20 protein-coding genes are annotated in these 23,214 nt (G+C 59.9%); 7 read left to right on the top strand and 13 right to left on the bottom strand.

The genetic code is table 11. The annotated features are described in order from the left end of the window. Position 1: 1 nt before the first annotated feature. From BGE01nite_RS10750 to BGE01nite_RS10735, 4 genes are all read right to left on the bottom strand, one after another. Complete coding sequence (locus BGE01nite_RS10750; RefSeq protein ID WP_146850447.1) at positions 2-763, bottom strand: ABC transporter ATP-binding protein; 762 nt, start codon at positions 761-763, stop codon at positions 2-4. A gap of 15 nt (positions 764-778) precedes the next feature. After that, positions 779-1,942 carry an ABC transporter permease gene (locus BGE01nite_RS10745; protein WP_146850446.1) on the bottom strand — a complete coding sequence of 388 codons (1,164 nt, stop codon included), beginning with the start codon at positions 1,940-1,942 and terminating at the stop codon, positions 779-781. A gap of 62 nt (positions 1,943-2,004) precedes the next feature. Beyond that, positions 2,005-3,132 carry a sugar ABC transporter permease gene (locus tag BGE01nite_RS10740; RefSeq protein ID WP_146850445.1) on the bottom strand — a complete coding sequence of 376 codons (1,128 nt, stop codon included), beginning with the start codon at positions 3,130-3,132 and terminating at the stop codon, positions 2,005-2,007. A 43-nt stretch (positions 3,133-3,175) separates the two neighbouring features. After that, the gene (locus tag BGE01nite_RS10735) at positions 3,176-4,498 is read right to left on the bottom strand and encodes an MFS transporter (RefSeq protein ID WP_146850444.1); all 1,323 of its coding nucleotides are present in this window, start codon (positions 4,496-4,498) and stop codon (positions 3,176-3,178) included. 262 nt (positions 4,499-4,760) lie between these two features. On the opposite strand from BGE01nite_RS10735, the gene BGE01nite_RS10730 reads away from it, so the two are divergent. Then, on the top strand, positions 4,761-6,701 hold the full coding sequence (locus BGE01nite_RS10730; RefSeq protein ID WP_343203737.1) for a DNA gyrase/topoisomerase IV subunit A: 1,941 nt from the start codon (positions 4,761-4,763) through the stop codon (positions 6,699-6,701). 137 nt (positions 6,702-6,838) lie between these two features. Here the strand turns inward: BGE01nite_RS10730 and BGE01nite_RS10725 are convergent, their stop codons facing one another. The 6 genes from BGE01nite_RS10725 to BGE01nite_RS10700 form a co-directional block, all read right to left on the bottom strand. Further along, positions 6,839-7,657: an amidohydrolase family protein gene (locus BGE01nite_RS10725; RefSeq protein WP_146850443.1), complete on the bottom strand. Its 819-nt coding sequence runs from the start codon at positions 7,655-7,657 to the stop codon at positions 6,839-6,841. After that, on the bottom strand, positions 7,654-8,439 hold the full coding sequence (locus tag BGE01nite_RS10720) for an amidohydrolase family protein (protein WP_146850442.1): 786 nt from the start codon (positions 8,437-8,439) through the stop codon (positions 7,654-7,656). Before BGE01nite_RS10720 ends, BGE01nite_RS10725 begins: the two co-directional genes overlap by 4 nt. 6 nt (positions 8,440-8,445) lie before the next feature. After that, complete coding sequence (locus BGE01nite_RS10715; protein ID WP_146850441.1) at positions 8,446-9,030, bottom strand: hypothetical protein; 585 nt, start codon at positions 9,028-9,030, stop codon at positions 8,446-8,448. A 64-nt stretch (positions 9,031-9,094) separates the two neighbouring features. After that, a complete protein-coding gene (locus tag BGE01nite_RS10710) occupies positions 9,095-11,914 on the bottom strand; it encodes an AAA family ATPase (protein WP_146850440.1) in 2,820 nt (939 codons plus the stop codon). A 6-nt stretch (positions 11,915-11,920) separates the two neighbouring features. Continuing rightward, positions 11,921-12,604 (bottom strand): hypothetical protein, encoded by a 684-nt coding sequence (locus BGE01nite_RS10705; protein ID WP_146850439.1) that lies wholly within the window; start codon positions 12,602-12,604, stop codon positions 11,921-11,923. A gap of 9 nt (positions 12,605-12,613) precedes the next feature. Next, a complete protein-coding gene (locus BGE01nite_RS10700) occupies positions 12,614-13,819 on the bottom strand; it encodes an exonuclease SbcCD subunit D C-terminal domain-containing protein (RefSeq protein ID WP_146850438.1) in 1,206 nt (401 codons plus the stop codon). Between the two features lie 91 nt (positions 13,820-13,910). On the opposite strand from BGE01nite_RS10700, the gene BGE01nite_RS10695 reads away from it, so the two are divergent. Beyond that, entirely contained in the window at positions 13,911-15,704 is a 1,794-nt protein-coding gene (locus tag BGE01nite_RS10695) for a glycoside hydrolase family protein (RefSeq protein ID WP_146850437.1), read from the top strand. Positions 15,705-15,785: 81 nt separating this feature from the next. Then, on the top strand, positions 15,786-16,709 hold the full coding sequence (locus BGE01nite_RS10690; RefSeq protein WP_146850436.1) for an alpha/beta hydrolase: 924 nt from the start codon (positions 15,786-15,788) through the stop codon (positions 16,707-16,709). Here BGE01nite_RS10690 and BGE01nite_RS10685 read toward each other — a convergent pair whose 3' ends face one another. The 3 genes from BGE01nite_RS10685 to cysK are packed head-to-tail and all read right to left on the bottom strand — an operon-like array spanning position 16,710 to position 19,808. Continuing rightward, a complete protein-coding gene (locus BGE01nite_RS10685) occupies positions 16,710-17,624 on the bottom strand; it encodes a DUF58 domain-containing protein (RefSeq protein WP_146850435.1) in 915 nt (304 codons plus the stop codon). A gap of 46 nt (positions 17,625-17,670) precedes the next feature. Continuing rightward, positions 17,671-18,768, bottom strand: a complete 1,098-nt coding sequence (locus tag BGE01nite_RS29280) for a tetratricopeptide repeat protein (protein WP_176601358.1) — start codon at positions 18,766-18,768, stop codon at positions 17,671-17,673. A 56-nt stretch (positions 18,769-18,824) separates the two neighbouring features. After that, on the bottom strand, positions 18,825-19,808 hold the full coding sequence (gene cysK / locus BGE01nite_RS10675) for a cysteine synthase A (RefSeq protein WP_146850434.1): 984 nt from the start codon (positions 19,806-19,808) through the stop codon (positions 18,825-18,827). Positions 19,809-20,023: 215 nt separating this feature from the next. On the opposite strand from cysK, the gene BGE01nite_RS10670 reads away from it, so the two are divergent. From BGE01nite_RS10670 to BGE01nite_RS10655, 4 genes are all read left to right on the top strand, one after another. Further along, positions 20,024-20,923 carry a hypothetical protein gene (locus BGE01nite_RS10670; protein WP_146850433.1) on the top strand — a complete coding sequence of 300 codons (900 nt, stop codon included), beginning with the start codon at positions 20,024-20,026 and terminating at the stop codon, positions 20,921-20,923. Between the two features lie 48 nt (positions 20,924-20,971). Continuing rightward, positions 20,972-21,499, top strand: coding sequence for a hypothetical protein (locus BGE01nite_RS10665; protein ID WP_146850432.1), 528 nt, complete (start codon positions 20,972-20,974; stop codon positions 21,497-21,499). Between the two features lie 63 nt (positions 21,500-21,562). After that, complete coding sequence (locus tag BGE01nite_RS10660; RefSeq protein WP_146850431.1) at positions 21,563-22,390, top strand: polysaccharide lyase family protein; 828 nt, start codon at positions 21,563-21,565, stop codon at positions 22,388-22,390. Positions 22,391-22,438: 48 nt separating this feature from the next. Beyond that, positions 22,439-23,191 carry a hypothetical protein gene (locus BGE01nite_RS10655; RefSeq protein ID WP_146850430.1) on the top strand — a complete coding sequence of 251 codons (753 nt, stop codon included), beginning with the start codon at positions 22,439-22,441 and terminating at the stop codon, positions 23,189-23,191. Positions 23,192-23,214 lie beyond the last annotated feature (23 nt).

Below are 23,214 nucleotides of genomic sequence, written 5' to 3'. Positions count from 1 at the left end.
CTCACTCGTGATGCCGCAAATGTTCTGGCAGTGGATTCGTTCCGGTCACATCATGCACCTCGACGATCTTCCCATCATCCATGGCGGCGATACGGTCCGCATGAGAGAAAATGCGGTTGTCATGCGTGACGATGAGCACGGCGCGATCCGGACTGCGCGCCACCTTTTCAAACAGCTCCATGACCAGCGTGCCGTTCTTCGCATCCAGCGCCGCCGTAGGTTCATCACAGATGATGAGCCTCGGCTCATGCACCAGCGCGCGGGCGATGGCCACGCGCTGCTGCTGGCCGCCTGAAAGTTGAGTAGGCCGGTGCTTCATGCGATCACCCAGGCCCACTTGATCCAGCACCTCTCGTGCCCGCTTCTCTGCATGGCGGGTGCTCTTCCCCTGAATGAGCAGCGGCACGCTGACATTCTCCGTGCAGGTCAGCGTCGGGATCAGATTGAAAGCCTGGAAGATGAAGCCAATGGAGGTCGACCGGAACTTGGTGTTCTGCCGGCTGCTCATCTTCAGCAGATCCTGGTCAAACACCTTCACTTCACCTGAGCCTGGATCCACGCCCAAGGTGCCCGCGATGATGCTGAGGAGCGTCGTCTTTCCACATCCCGAAGGCCCCACCAGCATGGTGATGTCTCCACAGCGCACATCGAGATCAATGCTCTTCAACACCTGCAACCGCGAGCCACCATCGCCAAAGGACTTGTTCACGTTGCGCAGACGTGCAGCAAGGGCGTGAGGTGTTTTGGCAGGAGTGTCAGGCATTGTAAAACAAAGAGACTAGCCGCGGAAAACCATCGCGGGTTCCAACCGTGCGACACGCCAGATACCAAGCAGCGCGGAGAGACCGCAGATGAAGAGGATGACGCCGAAGACGATGGGCGGGACGAGTTCAGGCATGTAGAAGGGCGGCTGCTCGTTCTTCAGCGCCGGGAAAGCGAACATAGCCGTGCAAAAGAGGCCGATGCCATAACCAATAAAGCCGACGGTGAAGGCCTGGGTGAGCAGCATGAGGCAAAGAGTCCAGGTGGAGGCTCCCATGGCTTTTAGCGCGCCGAGGTGCTTCATGTGCTCCAGCACGAAGCTGTAGAAGGTCTGGCTGGAGATGGCGATGCCGACAATGAAACCGATGGCAACGGTGATGCCAAAGGAGAAGGGGATGCCGGTATTGCGCACATACCACCAGACGGTGGAGGTGTTGAAGTCCTGATCATCGCCAAAAGCAAAGCCGCGGTTGAGATAGGCTTTCAAGCCTGTCTCCTTGGCAATGTCCTGAGCGCATTGAGATTCGCTGATGCCTTCTCGCGGCGCAGCGATGACGGCGGAGAGCATCTTGCGCTGTGGCGGAGCATACTGCAGCGCGCGCTCATAGGTGGTCCAGACATAGGGACCTCCCGTGAAGCTCTGCACGGTATCGGCAATGCCGACGACGCGGGCTTCCTGGTCATTGATTTCAAAAGTGTCGCCGAGCTTCACCTCTTTGCCGCGCACTTCGGCGAGGCGTTTCACGGCGAGGTCATCGATGATCACGGCGTGGGGAAGGCGGAGGTCATGGATGTTGCCCTCCTTGATCTTCACGGGGGCGCCGGCAAACGTGGTCGCATCAATGCCGATCATCTGGATGATCTTGAAGCTGCCGTTGGCCAGGCGCGCGCGCAGGATGTTGGAGTAGATGGGCGCAGCCCAGGCGACGCTGTCGACACTGCGCACGCGGGCCACATCGGTATCGAGCAGCGGATTCGTTTCGTTCACCTGCTCCACCTTGGCCTCGACCACCCAGAGAGGCGCGGGCACGTTTTTCAGCGTGGCTGTGGTCCAGCTCATGAGCCCGCAGAACACCGCGCTCTGCTGCGCCATCAGGAAGGTCGCGAAGACAATGCCCGCCACGAGCATGAGGAACTTGGCGGTATCGCCAAAGAGCATCTTGAGGGCAAGGCGGAGCATGAGGGCAGGGGACTTACGCCTGTGGCATAGACCTGGGACGACCGCCAGTGCCTTGTGGACTCTTATTGTCGTGCCAGACGCATGTCCATCCACACGGCGGCGAGCAGCACACTGCCGCGGACGACGAGTTTATACTCTGGTGAGACGGACATGAGGGTCATGCCATTGAGCAGGGTGGCCATGATCAATGCACCGGCCAGCACGCCGAGCACGCTCCCCCGGCCGCCACGCAGACTCACTCCGCCGATCACGCAGGCCGCGACGGCATCGAGCTCCATCCACTCACCGAGATCCGTGGTGGAGTTGCCGGTGTAGGAGGTGAGCATGAACCCCGTGACTGCCACAATGCCTCCCATCATGGCAAAGGCGGTGATCACCACGCGACTCACGGGAACACCGGAAACAAGAGCAGCCTCGGCATTGCCACCAATGGCATAGAGATGCCGGCCAAAGGCGGTGTGCTGCGTGAGCACGAAGACCACCAAGGCCACGGCGGCGAAGATCAAGGCTGGAAGCGGAATGCCACGGAACTGATTTGTGACCACCACGAACAAAAGGATCGCCTGGGAGGCGATGAAGACTCGCATGAAGGAGGATTCGCCGTCCTCGACTTCGAAACCATTCGAGCGGCGCTCCTGGCGGCCTTTCAAAGTGGCCCACACAAGGACCGCGATGATCACAGCCGCCACGGCATACCCGGCCATGGAGGGCAGGTAATAGGTGCTGATGAGGGAGTAAAGGTTCGTCTGTCCACCGGGCACCACCGGGACGGTTTGATTCTGAATGACCAGCCAGAACAGGCCGCGAAACACTAGCAAGCCCGCTAGAGTGACGATGAAGGCCGGAATCCGCTCTTTCACGATGAGCAGGCCTTTTCCCCACCAGATGATGAGACCCGCCAGTAGACCCACCCCAAGCGCGAGTGGCGACGGCAAGCCTGCTTTGGTGGTCAAAACAGTCGCGATGCCGCTGAGGAGGGCCAGGCCACTGCCGACGGAGAGGTCGATGTGTCCCGGCAGAATGACGAGCAGCATGCCCATGGCCAGCGTGGCCGTGATGGACAGCTCGGTCATCAGCAGGGAGAGGTTTCGCGAGTCGAGAAATTTTGGCTCCACGATGCCAAAGAAGGCGCAGATGCCCAGTAGAGACAGGGCGATGGAGTAGTCGCGAAGGGAGAAGGTGCGGTGCATTGGCGGACGGCCAGAATGGTTTAGCAAAGAGCGCGCGCCTTTGTCACGGGGAAACCTCGCCCGCACGCGATGCCGCTGGCCGTGTGCGCAGCAGAGACATGGCCACGGCGGCGAGACAGGTTGATGCGGCGAGCATCCACAACCCTGCGCTGTTGGACTCGAAGGTGCGCTCGGCCCATTCACGAAGACTCGGGGCGCAGAAGCCGCCGAGGTTTCCGATGGAATTGATTAGCGCAATGCCACCTGCGGCTGCGGCACCGCTGAAGCGCTCCGTGGGAAAGGTCCAGAAAACCGGCTGCACGGAGATGAAGCCCGCTGCGGCCACACTGAGCGCGGCCAGAGCCACCACGGCTTCCGGTTGTCCTGCCAGAGCCAGACCTATGGCAGCGATCAGCAATACACAGACCGCTCCCTTCTTGCGCCGCTGTCCGCGCACGACTCGCGGCACGGCATACGCCGCGCACAAAGCACAGACCCAGGGGATGGCCGTGACGAGCCCCACGGTGAGCCCTGCGGATTTTCCGAGCAGCCTCTCCACTTGGCTCGGCAGGGCAAAGATCACCCCGTAGACGCTGATTTGGATCAGGAAGTAGATCAGGCATAGGTGCAGCACTCCCGGACTCCTCAGCAGATCTCCCACGCGATGAGGACCAGAGGCGGCCTTCTCGGCTTCCTCGGCATCCATCGCCATCTGCAGTGCCTGCCGCTCTTCGGGAGGGAGCCATGCGGCTTGGGCGGGCCGGTCTGTGAGATAGAAATAGGCCCAGACACCGACGATGGAGGCCAGCAGGCCCTCGATGAGAAACATCCACTGCCAGCCGCGCAGGCCTAACCAACCATTCATCTCCATGAGCCAGCCAGAGACAGGGCCACCGAAGATGAAGGCCAGCGGGGCGCCGAAGTAAAACATGCCCAGAATGCGCCCGCGCTGTGCCGCCGGGAACCAGTAGGTGAGATAAAGGATCACTCCTGGGAAGAAGCCCGCCTCCGCTGCGCCGAGCAGCAGGCGCATCACATAAAAGACTGTGTCACTCCACGCATGCATCATCGCCGCCGAAATGACGCCCCAGGTCACCATGATGCGCGCCAGCCAGCGCCGGGCACCCACCCGGTGCAGGATGAGATTACTCGGCACCTCCAGCAGCGCATACCCCACGAAGAACAGCCCGGCTCCAAAAGCATAAGCAGCCGCGCTGAGCCCGGTGTCCGCCATCATGGCCACCTTGGCGAAGCCCACATTCACCCGGTCCAGAAAGGCGAGGACATAAAGCAGCAGCAGGAAGGGAACGAGCCGACGGGTGGCCTTCTTCAAGGCGGAGTCCAGCGAGGCAGCTGCCTCTGAGGTCGGGAGGGTGGGCTCTGGCATGGTGGGGCAGGGAGGAGGCCTATTTTCAGGAGCTGGTGAGGAGGAAAAAGGAAGTTCGGCTCTCTGCCCATCTTTTTCTGCCTGGGGGATGACTGTTCAGCGTGTCTCCGGGCTTGACGGGGCCGTGAGTAGTGCGCAATGGAACACTCCCCTTTTCTAGAAATCGACCGCCCCTGACCTGCCTGTGGCCAAAAAAGCATCCTCCAAGCCCCAAGAGACCTCCCCGATCCTCGCTGATAGCGCCCCTATCGTCGAGAAGCCGGTGGACGAGCATTACAGCAACTGGTTCCTCGAATACGCCAGTTATGTGATCCTGGAGCGTGCCGTGCCGCACATCTATGACGGCCTGAAGCCGGTGCAGCGCCGCATTCTCCACTCGATGGACGAGCTGGAAGACGGTCGCTACAACAAGGTGGCGAACGTGGTGGGCAACACGATGAAATATCACCCGCATGGTGATGCCAGCATCGGCGATGCGATGATCCAGATCGGCCAGAAGGACCTGCTGATCGACACCCAGGGGAACTGGGGCAACACGCTGACGGGTGATAACGCCGCAGCTCCGCGATACATCGAAGCCCGCCTCTCCAAGTTCGCGCTGGATGTGGTCTACTCACCAAAGGTCACGGAGTGGGCCGCCAGCTATGACGGGCGTAACAAAGAGCCTGTCACCCTGCCGGTGAAGTTCCCGCTGCTGCTCGCACAGGGCGTGGAAGGTATCGCCGTCGGTCTGAGCTGCCGTATCCTGCCGCATAACTTCATCGAGCTCTGTGATGCCAGCATCGCCGCGCTGCGTGGTGAGGACGTGAATCTGGCGCCTGACTTTGCCACGGGCGGCATCATGGATGCCACGGACTACAATGGCGGCCTGCGAGGCGGCCGCGTGCGTGTGCGCGCTAAGATCGAGCTGGGGGACAAAAAGAACACCCTGCGCGTCACTGAGATCCCCTTTGGCACCACCACGGGCAGCATTCAGGACAGCATCGTGGCCGCGAACGACAAGGGGAAGATCAAGATCTCCCGAGTCGATGACAACACGGCGGAGAATGCCGAGATCGTCATCCAGCTTCCAGTGGGAGTCGATGTGGATCAGACCATCCAGGCGCTCTATGCCTTCACCGATTGCGAGGTTTCCCTGGCACCGAATGCGGTGGTGATTCAGAACGACAAGCCGCGCTTTGTGAACGTCAACGACCTGCTGAAGGAGTGCGCCGAGCACACGAAGAACATCCTTCGCAGTGAACTGGAGATCCAGCTTGGTGAGCTGGAGGAGAAATGGCACTTCAGCAGCCTGGAAAAGATCTTCATCGAAAACCGCATCTACCGCCGCATCGAAGAATGCGAGACCTGGGAAGCCGTGATCGAGGCCATCTGGAAAGGCCTGAAGCCGCACCTGAGCCTGCTGAAGCGCGAGGTCACGAATGAGGATGTGGCCCGCCTCACCGAGATCAAGATCAAGCGCATCTCGAAGTTCAACAGCTTCGAGGCAGATGAGGTCATCAAGAGCCTGGAGGAGGATATTTCGGACGTTCAGAAGAACCTGAAGCAGCTCACGCGTTACACCATCCTGCATTACGAGCGCATCAAGAAAACCTATGGTCCGGGCCGCGAGCGCCGCACCGAGATCAGCAGCTTTGACCGCGTGGCCGCAGCGGAAGTGATCCTGGCGAATGAGACGCTCTATCTCGACGCGAAGGAAGGCTTTGCTGGCACGGGCCTGAAGAAAGAGGGCGAGCCTCTCTGCAAGTGTTCAAACCTGGATGATGTGATCTTCTTCACGCGTGACGGCACCGTGACGATCACCAAGGTCGCCGCGAAGTTCCACGTCGGGAAGAACCCCGAATACATCAACCTCTTCAAGAAGGACGAGGAGGCGGTTTACACGCTGATCTACCGCGATGGCAAGAACGGCCCGGTCATGGCGAAACGCTTCCGCATCGGTGGTTATACCCGTGACAAGCAGTATGTGCTCACGCGCGGAACCCCGGGCAGCATGGTGCTCTTCTTCTCCCGTCATGAGACGGAGGAGGCCAGCAATGCGCAGAACCTCCTCGTGCATCTGAAGCCAGCTCTTTATCTGCGCCAGACGCAGCTCAAATTCCCTGTCGCCGCACTGCCGATCAAAGGCCGCGACAGCCAGGGCAACATCGTCACGAAGCACTCCGTGGACCGCGTGGTCAATGAGCGGAAGGGCGCTGAGTAAAGTAAGTTAGGCTGCAAGCCTGCGAGGGGAGCGTGGACACTCTTGTCCACCTCTCTGCGGCTCTCTCCTGAAATGGAAGGCAAGCCGGGGAGAGCGATGGTGAAGCGGACAAGAGTGTCCGCACTCCCTTCGATCGCTCAGCCGAGCAAGGCCCTGGCATTGCCCAAGCGAATCCCGTTTTGCTGATCCTCTGTCAGCACAGACTCCTGCATCTTCAACGCGGCAGACTCCCAGTAAAAGAATGGCGCATGACTGCCGAAGCAGAGTTTATCGGCAGGCCAGCTGGTGAGTAGGTTTTCAACACCAGCAACCCCTTCGATCATGGCGATGTCGAGCCAGACATTCGTGCATCCGCGCAGCGCTGTCGTGATCATGCTGGCGTTCGCATTCAGCACCATCACGCGTGACTCCGGCACCTTCTTCATGGCCTCGGCCAGCGGCTTGAGATCCACAGGAGGAACCTGCATCAAGGGGGATTGGGTGCGCTGGTCTTCGAGTTGAGCCACGATCTGCACGCGCAGTTTGAGCTTGGTAGCCTCAGTCAAAAGCTGCGCGAAGACATCATCCGCCACTGTGTAGCCGTGATGATTCGGATAGAGCCGGATCATCGGCATGCGATGCTTCTCCGCGCAAAGGCGGAGGTCGGTCTGCCAGGCGGGAAGACGAGGATTCACGCTGCCAACAGCACTAAGACGAGAGGATGCAGCGCAGCGCTTCACCAGGCGTTCGTTCACGGCTCCCATGTCTCGATGCAGCAAGGCCTCAAAGGAACCTGCCCAGGCTTCGGTGATGTCACGCTTGGCGAGGAAGGCTTCATCGATCTCGGGCAGAGCGCGTGTGGGGTGCGGGCCGAGGTGGAGATTGCAGTCGACGAGTCCGGATGGCTTGTCAGCGGCGGTTAGCAAAGGCGCGGCGGAGACGGCGGCGGCTTGGGTGAGGAAGAGTCTTCGGTTCATGCCTGGATTCCTTTCGCTTTGAGGATGGGGAGCATCATGTTTCGCAGGTTGTCACAGAAGATCTTCTGCTTGTCGGCATCGCTGATCTGCGCGCCGTGGACCTTGGCCAGCTGGCTCGCGAAGCTGCGCCCGCCGCTGTCGCTGCCATAGATGATGCGATCCGCGCCAAGCTCACGCACAGCCATCTCGGTGATGCCCCAGGTCGGGTCACTGCCGGCAAGATCCGCGAACAAATTTTTCTGCTCACGGATGGCGCGGATGCCGAGCTCCCAGGTGCCGCCGGTATGGCCGCAGATGATAGGCACTTCCGGGAAACGCTTCGCGAGGGCCACGAGATCATCCGGTGTGGATTCGCCTGCATAATTGGCCGTGGTCTTGAACCAGGTGTGCTGGAAAATGACGGCCTTCAGCTCGGCGGCGCGCTTGATGATGGGATCGATCATCGGGTCGTTGCAGCGCTGAGCCACCCAGAGCTTTACGCCGACCATAGGGCCGTTCGTCACGCAGCGCTCCAGCTCGCTGAGACTGCGCTCCACATGCTTGGCGCTGAGATAGACGAAGCCAAAGGCGCGGTCCTTGTGCTTCTCCAAAGCACGCAAGACATCGTCATTCTGCTTCCCCAGATCATCGGCGGAGGGATCCTGCGCCCACTTCATGCCCATGTAGACACACAGGCGCTCGATGCCGACACGGTCAGCATACTTGATTAGACTGCCGAGCCGTTCCTCCGGGGTAAGTCCGGCTACTCCGCTGAGGTGGCAATGAAGATCCCAGATGCGCATGGCATCTTAACGCAGGCTCACACTGATGTCCGTCATGGAGACTTTGGCGGCACGCAGTTTTTTGTTCGTGCTGGGGATCTGTTTGTCACCGTTGAGTGAATCATCGACGTCGCCTTCAGGGGAGAAGCGGATGGACACCTTGCCCTCCAGCTTGCCGCCTTCAAAGTTGGCCCAGCCACCGTAGTCCCAACCGAAGCCATTCACTTGATAAGGCTTGCCGTTGACCTTCTCGAGTTCGGCGATGCCCATCTTCTTGGTGAGGCCGTTCACAAACTTCCAGCCCTTGCCGATGATGCGGACATCCCAGATCTCTTTCTCATCGCCTTCAGGATTGAAGATGATCTCGATCTCACGGTCGGTGCCGCCGAAGAGGCGCACGCCATCGATCTCCTCGCCCTCGGCACCTGGAATTTTGACGGACTTCACCTTGCCGCCGCCGAACATGGTTTTGAGGCCAAACAAGGTCATGCCTTTCTCAATGGGGCCGACACGCTCGCCAACGATGATGGTGCTGTCATCGAGAGGGATCTCGGCATTCAGTGCGGAAGAAAGGCCCAGGGCCAACAGGCAGAGGAAGGTGGAGCGGCGCATAGTGAATGTTTGAGTAGACCTTACGATGAGGGGCGTCGTCAAGATACAACACAAGGCGAGTGCATCACGCCGCCACCTCAATGCGGCTTCTGCCGCCTGAGCTGCGAATGACCCGCACCTGAGTGGTCAGGCGTTCTTTGAGCAGATCCACATGCGAGATCAGGCCGATGGTCTTGCCACGTGAGCGGAGGTTTTCCAAAGCACTCAGGGCGATCTCAAGTGTGCCCGAGTCCAGGGTGCCGAAGCCTTCATCAATGAAGAGAGAGTCGATGGGATAGCGTCGGCTGGCTAGTTCACTGAGGCCAAGCGCGAGTGCGAGACTGGCGAGGAAGCTCTCCCCACCAGAAAGGCTTTCCATGGGACGATCCGCGTTGGCTTGATAGAGATCGACAATGCGCAGGTCGAGATCGCTGCCTTCCGCGGCGGTGAGGCGATAGCGTTCCGCAAGCACACAGAGGTGCTCGTTGGCGAGGCGGATCAACTGCCTCAGTGTCAGCGACTGCGCGAAGCGGGAGAACTTGGCTCCATCGGCCGAGCCGATGAGCTCTTTAAGTCGTCCCCAGCGCAGGGCCTCGGCTTCTGCTGCTTGAAGCTCAGCGCCTCCTGCCTCGCGACGTTTGCGCGCGGCATCGTCACTGCGAATCTGCTGCTCCATGGAGCCAACTTCCGTTCGCTGGGTGGCAAATTCGTCGTTCAGGCGCTTCGCTTTGGCTTCGAGTTCCTGCAAGGCCTCCAGGCCCAGCACGGGCTGGCCTTCATAGGGCTGCTGGCGCAGCTCGAGCTGTTCTAGCTTGGCTTTGAGCCCTGCGATTTGTGTTTGGAGGGTGTTGAGCTGGGCTTCGGCTTCGCGTGACGCTTTCTCGGTGGACGAAACTTGGGCTTCGTGCTGCTGACGATCCTCCTGAAGCAGTTTGCCGCCTAACAGAGTGTTGAGTGAAGCCTTGAGCTCGTCAGATTTGGTCCGCAGAGAGACCCCTTCGGCCTTCAATTCTTCCAGACGCTTGGTCTTGGCGATCTCCTCCTGCTTGGCGAGCTGGATGTCGGATTCGATCCTCTGTCTCTCGCCCTGCTTCTGGGTGGCTTCCTGCTGTTTCTTGGCAAAGGCGGCTGCGCGGCTTTGAAGCGCTTCGACCTCTTGCTCGGCGTGGTCTGGTTGGTGCGGCGGCTTGCCGGTTCGTGAGTGGGGCAGTAGTCCGGCATGCGCTTGAGAGCGTGTGGTGTGCTCGGCTTCTTCCAATGCGGGAACATCTGGCACCACCATCTCGGCGAGAGCTTTGCGGATCTCCTCGGTGCGCTTCATTTGAGCGTTGCTCTCTGCTTCCAGCTTCACGAGATCACGCTCCGAGGCATGGAGTTCGCGCTGAGTCTGGTCGTGCTGTTTCTCCAGCGAGGTCAGCAGCTTTTTGGCGGTCTGCAGCTGGGATTCAAAGTCTGCTTTGGCCTCGGCAAAGGGATGCTCCGTGGCACCGCAAAGAGGGCAGGGGGCGCCTGGTTGCAGATCGTGACGATGCTCGTCAAAGCCCGCGACCAGCTCCGCCTGCCGTTTCACCTCACGCTGCGCTTCGAGAGCCTTGGCGAGCTTCTCCAGTTCATTGCGGGCCTGGGCGGTCTTGGCAGTCTGATCGGATACTTTTTTTGTTAGGCTTGTGGTCTGGGCTTCGGATTCGGTGAGACGCTGATTCAGAGCCGAGGCTTCGGTCTGGCGCTTTTGGCCTTCGGCGAGCTTTTCAAAGGCGGTGCGCCATTCACGCACCGAAGCGCGCAATTTGGGCAGGCTGTCTGCGAGGCCTTCATCGGCTGCGTTTTGTTTTAGCCATACTTCAAGAGCTTGAGTGAGGTCCGCATGTGCGCTGAGAGCCTTCTCTGCTGCCTCACGACGAGATGAGGCTTCCTTCTGATCCTTGAGCCAGGTTTGGTAGGTGGCTCGGCTGTCGTTGAGTTGCTTCTCAAGCTGGGTGCTTTGAGCGGCCATGCCGGCGGCTTGCTCCCAGATGGGTTCGCGCTGCTGACGTTGGATTTTCGCTTGCTCGGCGATGCCTTGGGCCTCCGTGACCTTCTTCGCGGCTTCGGTCTGGCGATGGGCAAGCTGCTCGCTGGATTCATTCAGCCTAACCATCTCAGCCACGATGGCAGCGTGTTCGCGACCTGCATGAAGTTCGCGGGTGCTGCTTTGGCTCTCCGCGTTCAGGCGCTCGGCAGAGGCGCGAGACTCGATGAGCTTGGACTCCAGTTGTGTGCGAGCTTCATCATCCAGGATGATCACAGCACCGAGGTCGGCCTTGAGGCGCATCGCGGCTTCGTCCTTGGCCTTGTAGGTTTCAAAGGCGAGCACGGAGAGATCGCTATAGATCTCCGTGCCGGTGATCTTCTCGAGCAACTCGGCGCGCTCGGTAGGCTTGGCCTTCAAGAAGGCGGCGAACTGTCCCTGAGCGAGCAGGACGGAGCGCATGAAACGCTGAGCATCGAGCCCGGTCTTCTCTTCAATGAGCCGGTCGATCTCGCCCGCTTTCTCGGCGAGAATGTCTCCGGTGTCGACTTTCGCCAAGCGACGCTCCACGGGCTGCAGTTTGCCATCGGCCTTGCCGCGAGCACGGCGCATGCGCCAGATGGCGCGGAGCTTTTCGCCATTGGCTTCAAAGTCCACCTCGGCAAAACACTCGGCGGTGTGGCGGCTCATCATCTCCTCCGCCTTGTCATTCCCATAACGCGCGGCGCGTCCATAGAGCGCCAGCGTGATGGCATCGAGCAACGTCGATTTTCCTGCGCCTGTCGGACCTGCGATCAAGAACACTCCCGCCGAGTTCAGCGGCTCCACATCAAACCGCACCTCATGCGTGCCGCTGAGGGAGTTGAGGTTTTGGAGGCGAACGGCGAGTAGGCGCATGATGGGTCAGTTTTCGTCGATGAAGATATAAGCACCTTCGCCTAACGGGTAGTATCGTTCAAACGGGTTGAATCGTTCAAAATCGTGGGCTTCGTCATTATCGTCGCCGCCGTGGCTCGGATAGCCTTTGGATGGAATCTCCTCATTTGTAATGAGGAGGCCATGGTGTCCTATAAGTCCGCCGCCCCACGTGAGTGAAATCGTCAGAGGCTCCTCAGGTCCTTGGATGGTATAAGACACGTGACCAGGAAATCCCCAGGCCGAAGCTGCAACTTCACTTGGAAGATCCTCTGCACCCGGACTTCTCGGTTCACGTCTTTGCGCATTTTCAGGGATCTCGGCAAAAGCCCGCACTCTCTGCTTCACATCGGCAATCAGTTTCGGGGAGAACAAGCTTTTCACATGGTCTCTCAATCCCATCTCATAGTAGCCATCGTCCACAAAATTGGGGAGACTGATCACAAGGAAGGATAGCCCCGCGAAGAGACATCTTTTTACCCGCACTAGTGAGCGGGAGTCCTTGGAGAAAGACTTGATCACATAATAGCCGAGGAAGAGCAGGTAGATCAATCCTCCGACGAGGGCTGAGGGAAGAATTCTCAGCGGAAAAAAGAATCTGCCGTCGACGTAGGCAAGCAACGCAGTTGCTGCGACCAGGACGAATAGAACTATAGTGGAAGCTTGTTTCATTCGGAGAGCCTAATGAGTGACTTCCACCTCTCTGATCGCCAGCAGCTCATCAAACACCGCGCTGAGTTCTTCATCCTCGATCTGCTTTTCTTTGAGGAGTTCGCGGAAGACGTCGCGGGGTTGGAGTTCGCTGAGGGTGGGGGTGATGGGCTGCCAGGGGGTGAGTTCGGTGGCGGGGAGGTCGGCGAGGACCTTTAAGACATCGAAGCGTCCGGAGACGGCTTCGCGGACTTGGCGGTCGAGGTCGGGTTCGGGGGCGTCGAGTTTGACGGTGACTTCGGCCCAGGCATCGGCGGGGACGCTCGCGAGATCGGCGGCGAGGGTTTCGCGGTTGGCTTTGACGCGGACGAGAGCGCGTGTGACGGGAATGGGAAGAAGGGTTACACCGCAGAGATTAGAAGACCGCAGAGATGAGGTTGGGGGCTGGGAGTCTGGTGACTTATCAATGAGGTCTTGAGTGTCGATGATGACGACGGACTTGGTGTCGGCGGCTTCGGAGAAGCTGAGGGCGATGGGGGAGCCGCTGTAGCGCACGGTTTCCTGACCGCCGACTTTCTGCGGACGATGCAGATGGCCTAACGCGGTATAATCAAAACCTGCGAAGACATCGGCCCCGACAGCACCGAGATTGCCGATGTGAATGTCGCGCTCGCTGTCCGTGGTGGTGGCACCAAGGGCGGTGAGATGACCCATGGCGATGATGGGGCGAGCCTTGGCGATTTCTCGGCAGGCGCTGAGCTGGGCGGTGTAGTGATCGTGGATGGCTGCGCGGATCTGCTCATGGACAGTGATGAGAGACTCACCACTGCCGGCTTGGCGGAGATCGCGTTCGCGAAGGAAGGGGACGGCGGCGACAACGGCTCCGCCGAGATCGACAATGTTGTTTCCAGCATGACCAAAGACATGGACCTCGAAGCGGCGGAGGAGTTCGCGTGGGGCGTTGAGATGCGAGGCGGAGTCGTGATTGCCGCCGGTGATCACGGCCTTCACGGTCTTGAGGTCGGCGAGGCGCTTGAGGAAATCAAAGTAGAGCGCGACGGCATCCAGCGGCGGATTGGCGGCATCAAAGACATCGCCACTGATGAGGAGGGCATCGATCTTCTCGGTCTGCAGCGTCTCGATGATCCAGTCGGTGAAGCGCTCATGCTCGGACAGGCGGTCACGCTCGACGAGTCGAGCGCCGAGGTGCCAGTCAGCGGTGTGGAGGATGCGCATGTGAGGTCACTGGAAGCGTGGGGCTTTCGTCTGGCAAGCGAAGACCGAATGGTAAAAGCAACACTCAGACGAATGGCGGCGTTTTGTGCGGATGAGATCAGCTCTTCTCCTGACCACCCTTTGCCTTCTCAGCGGCAGCCTTTTCGCTGAGGAGTATTTCTCGACGGACTCGCGCAAGCTTTCTCAAGCGGGCAAAGCTGTGGTGGTGACTGACCTTTCGAAGATGGAGCCAGCGTCAGCGCTGATCACGGGCAAGCGGCAGAAAGGGAAGTGGAAGATGATCCCTTTCACCACGGCGGAGATGAAGGGCACGGCACTCTCCATTTATGGCGCGACGAATCCTCCGGTGATCAAGCTGCCTTTGGCGGAGAAGGGTTGGCATGGCGTGTATGTGGGGCTGGCGACCACCTCAGGTGGATTCAACATCGGCGGCAATGGCATCAAGGCGAAGCTGAGTGATGAGCCGGTGTATCGCCGCATGGCGAACAATCTGGCGCTGATGGAGAATCGGCGCGGGGTGATCCAAGAATGCTTTGTGACGGTGGCGGAGTTGAAGGGGCAGTCGCTGGAGATCGCGCCCATGCGGGGCCTGCCTGCGACAGTGTGCTACGTGAAGCTGGTGCCCATGACAGAGGCCGAGGTGAAGCGTAGCCAGGAGAAATCGAAGCACCGCACCTCCATCGCCACCTTTGACGGGCACAGCTGGATTTGGCCGTTCAATCCGACGACAGCGGAGGAACTGGCGGAGGAGTTTCGCGGCTATGAAAACACAGACATCGGCAAGTGGTGGTTCCAGGTGACGGGCAGTGATCTCGTCTGCTATCCGAGCAAGGTCGGCACCTATGCAGGCGAGGGCACGGTGGACTTCCCCACGGGGGCGTATTCGATCTACACGAAGTCACTCGAGAACATGTTCAAGAAGGGGATCAATCCGCTGAAGGTGGCGCGTGATGCGGCGAAGGCGCAGGGCACAGAGTTTCATGTGATGCTGCGGCCCGCAGGCTGGGTGGGATCCATACCGTATGAGGAGACGTTTAACAGCAAGTTCTACTACGCGCATCCGGAGTGGCGCTGCTATGACAAGGACGGCACGCCCACCTTCTTCATGAGTTATGCGGTGCCGGAAGTGCGGAAGCAATTGATCGAGGTCTTCCGTGAGACGCTGGAACTGCAGCCTGAAGGCGTGGGCTTTGTCTTCAATCGCGGGATGCCGCTGATGCTGTGGGAGGATGCTTTCTGCGAGCGCTTCAAGAAGATGCACAACGTGGATGCAAAGACCGTGGATGATGAGGACCCACGCATCCATGCCACACGTGCGGCGATCATGACGGACTTCATGCTGGAGGTGCGCGCGCTGCTGGATGAGACGGCGAAGAAGCAGGGGCGCACGGAGCGGTATAAGATCTCGCTCGGCACCTTTGCCAAAGAGCCGGACAATGTGCGCTGGGGCCTGGATCTGCCGAACTGGATTCAGAAGGGGCTGGTGGATGACATCGCGACGACCTGGTTTGCGTATCACACCTCGTTCACGAAGACCCCGGGCCAGATCGACATGGACTACTATCGCCGCATCACCAAGGACACGAACACGAAGGTGTATCCCATGGTCATCGCCTGGAAGACGGACAAGCCGAAGGAGCTATGCCAGAAGGCCGCAGGGTATCTGCTGAAGGGTGATGCCGGTGTCTCCATCTGGGATCCGCAGGTGATGAAGGGCTGGCCGGGAGGTGAGCCGGGGAATGTCTTTGATGTGCTGGGTAAGCTGGGCAGCAAGGACGACCTGCTGCGCTGGGCGAAGACCGGCACGCCGACACCGCTGACGATTCCGCTGACACGACTGGATGAGAACTATTTCAGTCGCTGGTTCCCTAACACTGGGTTTTGATGCGCTGAATTTTAACCGCAGATAACGCAGAGGGGCGCAGATGTCCGGAACCCAAACCTAGATGTCCTGAACTCAAACTTTATGAAGCTGACACTCTTTTTGTTTTCCTGCATGGCGATGCTTTCTCATGCGGATCCGCTCGTGCAGAGTCTTTGGCCTTCGGCACCTCCGGGGCCGGCTTCGCAGGTGCAGGGAGAGGAGCGGGATCTCACGAAGCCGGAGGACAAGCTCATTGCCGGGAAACGGATCATCAAACTGGGGCATGTGAGCACGCCGCAGATGCATGTGTATCTGCCTGCGAAGGAGAAGGCGAATGGTGCGGCGGTGCTGGTATGTCCGGGTGGTGGTTTCACCATCCTGGCCTGGGATCTGGAAGGCACGGAGGTGGCGGAGTGGCTGAACTCGCTGGGGTATGCGGCCATCGTGGTGAAGTATCGTGTGCCGACCGGGATGCTGGGAGATGAGCTGGATGAGTCCGGCATTTCGCCACGTCGTTCGTTAGGCCCGTTGATGGATGCCCAGAGGGCGATGAGCCTGACGCGTGCTCACGCGAAGGAGTGGAACCTGGACTCGAAGCGCATTGGCATCATGGGGTTTTCCGCTGGCGGTGCCACAGCAGGTCTGACGACGGTGCATGGCGAGAAGCGTGCTTATCCGAAGGTGGATGCCACGGACGAGGTATCATGCCGGCCTGATTTCGCGATGCTCATCTATCCGGCAGGTTTTGCGGACAAGACGACCGGGGCCTTGCGTCCTCATATCAAGGTCAGCAAAGACACACCGCCGGTGTTCTTTGTGATGGCAGAGGATGATCATGTGGACTGTGACAACTGCACAGTGCTCTTCACCGCGCTGAAGCATGCGAAGGTGCCTGCGGAGCTGCACATCTACACGCATGGCGGTCACGGCTATGGGCTGCGGCCAATGGACCTGCCAGTGACACGCTGGTCAGCCCGTGCGGCGGAGTGGCTGCAGGCGATGAAGTTTGACCAAAAGGGGCCGTGATCAGGCCCCAGCAAGTGCGGAGCCGCGATTGAGCAGATCTAGGAAGCGCTGCTCAAAAGGTTCCTCGGCACCGCACTGCATGAAGTCGATGCGGTGCGCGGCGCACTCACGGGAAAGCTCGTCACAGAAGGCATCGAAGGTATCGGTGTAGCGCTGGACATCGCGTCGCGTGAGCCAGAAGCGGCGTCGCTCGCCGGTTTCGACTTCATCAAGCTCGACCTCGCCTTCGAGAGTGGGCACGCGCTCCTCGGGATGGAGGATCTGCAGGAAGTGGCATTCGCCAGGCCAGGCAGCGGCGCGTTTGATGGATTCAGCCGCGGTGGAGACATCGCGACCGAAGAAGTCCGAGATCACGAAGATGACGCCGTAGCGCTGGCGTGTGGGATGGAACTCAGCGAAGCTGCGCTGGAGATCCGTGAAGCCGCCAAACTTCAGGCGTGAGGCGGTCTGGATGATCTTCTCGATGTTTCCCTGGCCACGCAGTGGAGGCAGCTCCTGGCGTATGGTGTCACTCATCGAATAGAGGCTGACACGCTGCTGACCGGCGAGGCCGAGATAGGCGAGGGCCACGGCAAAGCGGAGCGCCTGGGTTCGCTTGGTGCTGTAGGGCTCGGCCATGGAGCCGCTGGTATCCACCAGGAGATGCAGATTCAGCTCCTGGGTCTCCTCGTAAAGCCGAACAAAGAGTTTGTCCAAACGCGCATAGAGGCGCCAGTCGATGGCGCGGTAGTCCTCACGCGGCGTGTAGTGCCGGTAGTCCTTGAACTCACGGGTGAAACCCGTGGAGGGCGTGGACTGCGAACCGCGGCGGCTCAGGGCGCGACGCTTTCTCAGCCGCAGCGCCAGGGAGCGGAGGCGATCGAGAAAAGCTGCATCGAACAGCTCTTCCCGGGCGATGGCGGAGGAGTCTGGCACGGCGTGTTAAGATGGGGTGAGGCCGGCCGTGGGAAGATCCGGCTGATTACGAGCCAGGGGGCTTGGCTGGGGCTTCTGGTGTGGCAGGAGCAGGTGCCGGAGCGGGCGATGGTGCAGCAGCCGGGGCTGGTGCTTGAGCAGGTGCGGGCGTCGGTGCCGGGGTAGCTGGAGCCGCTGGGGCTGGGGCTGGAGCTTCATCACCGGTCTTCATCTCGATCTTCGGTGCCGGTGCTGGCGTAGGTGCAGCTGGGGCAGGGGATGGTGCTGGAGCCGGGGTCACCTGGATGGAGGGAGCGGCTGCAGGCGGAGGCGTTGGCAGCTTCGGTGCGCCAGCAGGTTGCAGGTTGATGACCGGAGCATTGGCATCGCCAGCTGCGGAGGGCATGATGGTCGGGGCGAGCGCACCACCGTTACCGGAGTTCAGCTTGATCTGAGGAGCGCCGGGAACCGGTGCGGCAGGGGCTTCGACCTTGGGCTTCGGCGGGCCGTCGACTTCCTTGGTGGGAAGCTTGGCGGAGATCCACTCAAGGCGGGCTTCGCCTTCCGGAAGGAAGGGATTGTCAGCGCTGATGGCGGCAAACTTGGTGGGGAGACCTTCGTAGATCTTCTTGGCCTCGTCTTCCTTGCCCTCTGCCCAGGCGATGTCACCGAGACGGAGTTCAGCGAGGGCGGCGAGCTCGGTCTTGCCGAACTCGTTGACCACGCGCTCGAAGACAGGCTTGGCTTCACCACGCTTGTCCAGAGCTTCCAGTTTCGTGCCGAGGCCCAGGAGAGCCTGACCGAGGAGCGGATGGCTCGTCTGGGTTTTCACGAAATCCTGCAGCACTTCCACGGAGGTGCTCTTCTTGTTGTCTTCCCAGAGCAGCTCAGCCTTTCTCAGCATGGCATTGCCAGCCGCGGAGCTGCCTTTGTGATTGGCGATGACCAAATCAAGGTCTTCCACCGTCTTGGCCGAGGCAAAGGCCGCGCCAGCTTTCTCCGCCGCAGCATTGCTGAAGTGACGGGTGAGGCCGTAGACGAAGATGACCACAATCGCAGCCAGGAAGATAAAGAGCAGTTTTTTGAAGTTCTTATCGAGAAACTGCTCCCAGGCTGGGAGGGCAGGGGCGGCGGGGACTGGCTGAGTGGGGGCTCCGTGAGACATGAAACGAGGGATCTATCTAAAAAGAAGTTAGGCCGGGTTGATCGGGAATGAGGGAATCAAGCGCCCACCTTGGCGCGAGCCTCATCTGCGAGAGCGGTGGAGAGGTAACGCTCACCTGTGGAGCAGGCGATGGTGACGATGAGCTTGCCAGCGTTTTCCGGGCGCTGGGCCACGCGGATGGCGGCGACGACGTTGGCACCAGTGCTGATGCCGACGAGGAGACCTTCCTCTTTGGCGAGGCGGCGGGCCATGGCGAAGGCCTCATCATTGCCGACCTTGACGCACTCCACGATCTGGGCGTTTCCGGCAGCATCCTTAAGGTGAAGGTTCTTCGGCACGAAGCCAGCGCCCGTGCCCTGGATCTTGTGCGGGCCGGGCTGCACAGGTTCACCGGCGAGGGTCTGATTGATAACCGGGGAAGCCTCAGGCTCCACCGCGATGGCTTCGAAGCTTGGCTTGCGAGGCTTCAGCGCTTCGCAGACACCGGTGATGGTGCCGCCGGTGCCGACAGCGGCCACAAGGATGTCCACGGCGCCGTTGGTATCTTCCCAGATCTCCTCGGCCGTTGTTTTCGAATGGATGGCCGGGTTGGCGGGGTTTTCAAACTGCTGGGGCATCCAGGCGTTCGGGGTCTCCTTCAGGATCTCCTCGGCCTTGGCGATGGCGCCTTTCATGCCCTGGGCTCCAGGGGTGAGCACGAGATCGGCTCCCAGAAGGGCCAGCAGAGTGCGGCGCTCCACGCTCATGGTTTCAGGCATGGTCAGGATCAGTTTGTAGCCTTTGGCCGCGGCCACGAAAGCGAGGGCGATGCCGGTGTTGCCGCTGGTTGGCTCGACAATGACGGTATCCTTGGTCAGGATGCCACGCTTCTCGGCGTCTTCGATCATGGCCATGCCGATACGGTCCTTGACGCTGCCGAGGGGGTTGAAGAACTCACATTTCAGAGCGACGGTGGCATTCAGCCCGGCGGTGACCTTGTTCAGCTTCACCAGGGGAGTGCGGCCCACGGTTTCGACGATGTTGTTGTAGATCTGGCCCATGATAAGGAGGTGCGGAGAGGTTGAAAAAAACGGGGGGATTCAGCACGCGCAGGTGATGCGCAGCGCGGGAGAGCGAGGTTATAGGAGGAAGCCCGGGGGCTTGCAAAGGAAAAATCCGGAGGCTACGTGTGGTTCAGGCAGCTTTCCGAGGCTGGCTCCGCGCTTCGTTTGCATTCGCTGGAAATCTGCGCGATGCCGACGTAATATCACTCACCATGCACCTTCCCGGCATCTTTCGCGCCCGCACCCTCCATGCGGCCCTGATCGGCACCTTCATGACGATGGCCACCCTTGCGCAGACTCCTGCACCCGTGCCACCGCCGCCCCCAGTCCCACCCAAGCCGGGTGAGGAGGCTGGAAAGGCCAAGATCCCTGAGGACCTGCTCGGTGACGAGCATATCCGCGAGGAGTTCGGCGTGAACCAGTTCACCACACCCAGCATTCGCAAGCTTTTCGAGATGCTGGATGGTCTGGGCAAGCTCTCCTACGATGCGCTGAAGCGCCCGATCACTCGCAAGACGCCTTCGGATCGCGTGCTCGTCTCTCTCGGACTGGGCAGCCTCATCGCGGATGGCTTTCTCATCGTGCAGTGTGAGAAGGTGGAAGCGATGGAAGATGTGGGCCGCGCCCTCATCAAATATGCCAAAGTGCTGGGCACGGGCCAGCGCATGAATCGTCACACCCAAAGTCTCTTTGAGCACAGCATCGAGGGCAAGTGGGACCAGCTCCGCAGCGAGCTGGCTCTGACCCAGGCCGATGTGGAGGCTGAGATGGTGACTCTTCGTGACGTCGACATCGCTCATCTCGTGAGCCTTGGCGGCTGGGTGCGTGCCTTTGAGATCGCCACCCGCAGTGTGGCAGACAACTACGCGCCGGAAAAAACGCAGCGTCTCATCCGTCCGGACATTGCCGAATACTATGCTGCCAGCCTCAGCAATCTCAGCCCGGCGCTGCAGGCCAATGAATCTCTGAAGGCGATTCAGGCAGGTCTCAGCGATCTGGTGCCGCTCATGGGCGGCCCGGAGGCGAAGAGCCTCACGGAAGAGCAGACTCAAAAGCTGGCGGACAAAGCCGCCGCCCTGGCAAAAATCGTCACTGAGCCGATGAAGGGCTGAGCCAGCAGGCTGCCTTCCCACGTATCTCGAAGTTAAAGGTCAAAGTTCATGTCGAATCTCACCCCGGAACAACTCGCCCAGGTCGAACAATGGGCCGCCGATGGCGCCACCCTCAATGATGTGCAGTCACGCTTGAAGAGCGAGCTTGGCATCGCCCTCACTTATCTCGAAGCCCGTCTGCTCATGGTGGAGGTGGGTGTGCGCATCAAGGACAAGCCGCGCGAACAGCCGAAGCCTGAGGCTGCGGCGCCAGCTGCCCCTGAGGAGACTCCTGGTGGCGAGGTTCCAGCGGAAGGGCCTGAGGAGTATGGTGATGGCTATGATGTCATGCCTGAGGGGGAAGCGGAAGCAGGGCCCGGTGGCATGGTGACGCTCATAGCGGACCAGATCACCGCTCCAGGTGCGCTGATCTCCGGCAAGGTGACCTTCAGCGATGGCCAGACGGCCAACTGGTCTCTGGATCAATTCGGACGCCTGGCCCTTGGCGGTGCTCCGCAGGGCTATCAACCGCCGAAGGGTGACATCCCGCAGTTCCAGCAGCAGCTGGACATGATCATGCAGCGGGCCGGTTTCTAAGATGGTGCGCTGAAAGAAGGTTGGTGTTTCATCGTTGGTTAGGTTTGAATTGGGGATTTTCCGATGATCAAGCCTCTTCATGTCCTTTTCTTGCTGGCGAGCTGTCTTGTTTTACAGGCAGCCGAGGACTCATCCGCGCTCTTTCAGGAGAGCTTTAATGATGCTGCTGTGGCCAAGCGTGGCTGGTATGATGACAGCGCCATTCGCATTGTGCCGGAAGGCAAGTCGGGTTCGTGCATCGAGTATGAGTGGACGGGGCCGGATGCCCGGGTTTCCGGCTCATCGGCCATGAGGCATGGATTTGAGCCCACGGAAGAGATCTTCATCCGCTACTACCTGCGGCTTTCCAAGGGCTGGGGATGGAGCGGGCGGACCTACCACCCACATCTCACCCACTTCATGACCACGGAGAATGGGAAGTGGTGGGGACCTGCGGCGAGCCATCTGACGCTTTACATCGAGCCAGTGGGAGGTCGGCTGCGGCTCGCGGCGCAGGATATTCAAAACAAGGACGCTCCGCATGGTCTCACCCAGGGGCCGATCAAAGGCGGCTACAATGGAAAGTTCTATGACAGTGCGGATGCCGTCTTCACGGATGATGCCTGGCACTGCATTGAGGCGCAGTTTAGGCTCAACAGCCTGGATCTGAAGAGCGACAAGTCAAACGCGGACGGTGTCGTGCGCGGATGGTTTGACGGCAAACTGGTCATCGAGCATACAAACGTGATCCTGCGCTCCACAGACTTTCCTAACATGAAGTTTGACCAGTTCTTGATGGCGCCCTACTTCGGGCCCGGGCTGGTGCCGCATGCCCAGAAGCTGTGGATGGATGAAATGGTGGTCAGCACACGGCGAATCGGACCGCTTGCGGAAGAAAGAAAGGTTCGTTAGGCAGCGTGTACACTGGTGGTTCTGTTTCACTTCCACCCATGGCCGCTGATGAAACGCACTCTCCTGCTTCTGGCCTGGGCCGCCACCTGGGCTTCGGCGTATGAACTTCGTGGCGCGGAAACTGTCAACTGGCCGCAGTATCGGGGGGCAGACTCGGATGGGCTAGGGGAGGGAGCAACGCTACCGGAGACCTGGAGCGCGACGGAAAATGTGGTGTGGAAGGTCGCCGTGCCCGGCTGGGGTTGGTCATCGCCGATCGTGTGGGGGAAGAAGATTTTTGTGACCTCGGCCATCGGTGAAAAGGAACTGCCGACGCCCCATGTGGGTGGATATCCCGGCGGTCATGTCGGCACCGCTCTGCTTCATGTGCCACCCCTCAATAAGAAACCGCAGGAAATGCCATTGGATGAATGGATGGATGAGCAGGCTGGAAAAACGGCGGGAACCACACTCAATGAGGAGAACTGGCTGCTCTTCCGCACTCGCCAGCTTGATGACAATGACCGTGTCTGGGTCGAGAAAATTGAGAGAAAAGGGAACGAGTTCATCGTGACCATGCATGAGGCCATCTGGCAGGGAACTTACTTCAAGACCTTCACCTTTCATGAGGTCAGTGCCGTGAATTTGGGAAAACTACCCACGGGAGACTACAAGGTGACCTGGATCGTGACGCCGTTGACATTCAAGACGTTGGAGAAGCCGCGCGAAGCTATCAACAACCATCAAACGAACTGGCCGATCGACGATCAGCCGGGCAAAGGCCAGTCCGCCCAGATCAAGGCTGCCTTTGCGGTTCGTTGAGGGGAGGCATGGCGGGTTGAATT

The organism is Prosthecobacter gellanilyticus (genome assembly GCF_007992435.1).
GTDB classification, from domain to species: domain Bacteria; phylum Verrucomicrobiota; class Verrucomicrobiia; order Verrucomicrobiales; family Verrucomicrobiaceae; genus Prosthecobacter; species Prosthecobacter gellanilyticus.
Note: the sequence above shows the minus strand (reverse complement) of the source record. Positions and strands in the feature narration are given on the sequence as shown.

What these genes read in the sequence shown, in the direction of transcription:
- BGE01nite_RS10750 (WP_146850447.1), bottom strand. Translation starts at nt 763, where the DNA reads ATGCCTGACACTCCTGCCAAAACACCTCACGCCCTTGCTGCACGTCTG.
- BGE01nite_RS10745 (WP_146850446.1), bottom strand. Translation starts at nt 1,942, where the DNA reads ATGCTCCGCCTTGCCCTCAAGATGCTCTTTGGCGATACCGCCAAGTTC.
- BGE01nite_RS10740 (WP_146850445.1), bottom strand. Translation starts at nt 3,132, where the DNA reads ATGCACCGCACCTTCTCCCTTCGCGACTACTCCATCGCCCTGTCTCTA.
- BGE01nite_RS10735 (WP_146850444.1), bottom strand. Translation starts at nt 4,498, where the DNA reads ATGCCAGAGCCCACCCTCCCGACCTCAGAGGCAGCTGCCTCGCTGGAC.
- BGE01nite_RS10725 (WP_146850443.1), bottom strand. Translation starts at nt 7,657, where the DNA reads ATGAACCGAAGACTCTTCCTCACCCAAGCCGCCGCCGTCTCCGCCGCG.
- BGE01nite_RS10720 (WP_146850442.1), bottom strand. Translation starts at nt 8,439, where the DNA reads ATGCGCATCTGGGATCTTCATTGCCACCTCAGCGGAGTAGCCGGACTT.
- BGE01nite_RS10715 (WP_146850441.1), bottom strand. Translation starts at nt 9,030, where the DNA reads ATGCGCCGCTCCACCTTCCTCTGCCTGTTGGCCCTGGGCCTTTCTTCC.
- BGE01nite_RS10710 (WP_146850440.1), bottom strand. Translation starts at nt 11,914, where the DNA reads ATGCGCCTACTCGCCGTTCGCCTCCAAAACCTCAACTCCCTCAGCGGC.
- BGE01nite_RS10705 (WP_146850439.1), bottom strand. Translation starts at nt 12,604, where the DNA reads ATGAAACAAGCTTCCACTATAGTTCTATTCGTCCTGGTCGCAGCAACT.
- BGE01nite_RS10700 (WP_146850438.1), bottom strand. Translation starts at nt 13,819, where the DNA reads ATGCGCATCCTCCACACCGCTGACTGGCACCTCGGCGCTCGACTCGTC.
- BGE01nite_RS10695 (WP_146850437.1), top strand. Translation starts at nt 13,911, where the DNA reads ATGAGATCAGCTCTTCTCCTGACCACCCTTTGCCTTCTCAGCGGCAGC.
- BGE01nite_RS10690 (WP_146850436.1), top strand. Translation starts at nt 15,786, where the DNA reads ATGAAGCTGACACTCTTTTTGTTTTCCTGCATGGCGATGCTTTCTCAT.
- BGE01nite_RS29280 (WP_176601358.1), bottom strand. Translation starts at nt 18,768, where the DNA reads ATGTCTCACGGAGCCCCCACTCAGCCAGTCCCCGCCGCCCCTGCCCTC.
- cysK (WP_146850434.1), bottom strand. Translation starts at nt 19,808, where the DNA reads ATGGGCCAGATCTACAACAACATCGTCGAAACCGTGGGCCGCACTCCC.
- BGE01nite_RS10670 (WP_146850433.1), top strand. Translation starts at nt 20,024, where the DNA reads ATGCACCTTCCCGGCATCTTTCGCGCCCGCACCCTCCATGCGGCCCTG.
- BGE01nite_RS10665 (WP_146850432.1), top strand. Translation starts at nt 20,972, where the DNA reads ATGTCGAATCTCACCCCGGAACAACTCGCCCAGGTCGAACAATGGGCC.
- BGE01nite_RS10660 (WP_146850431.1), top strand. Translation starts at nt 21,563, where the DNA reads ATGATCAAGCCTCTTCATGTCCTTTTCTTGCTGGCGAGCTGTCTTGTT.
- BGE01nite_RS10655 (WP_146850430.1), top strand. Translation starts at nt 22,439, where the DNA reads ATGAAACGCACTCTCCTGCTTCTGGCCTGGGCCGCCACCTGGGCTTCG.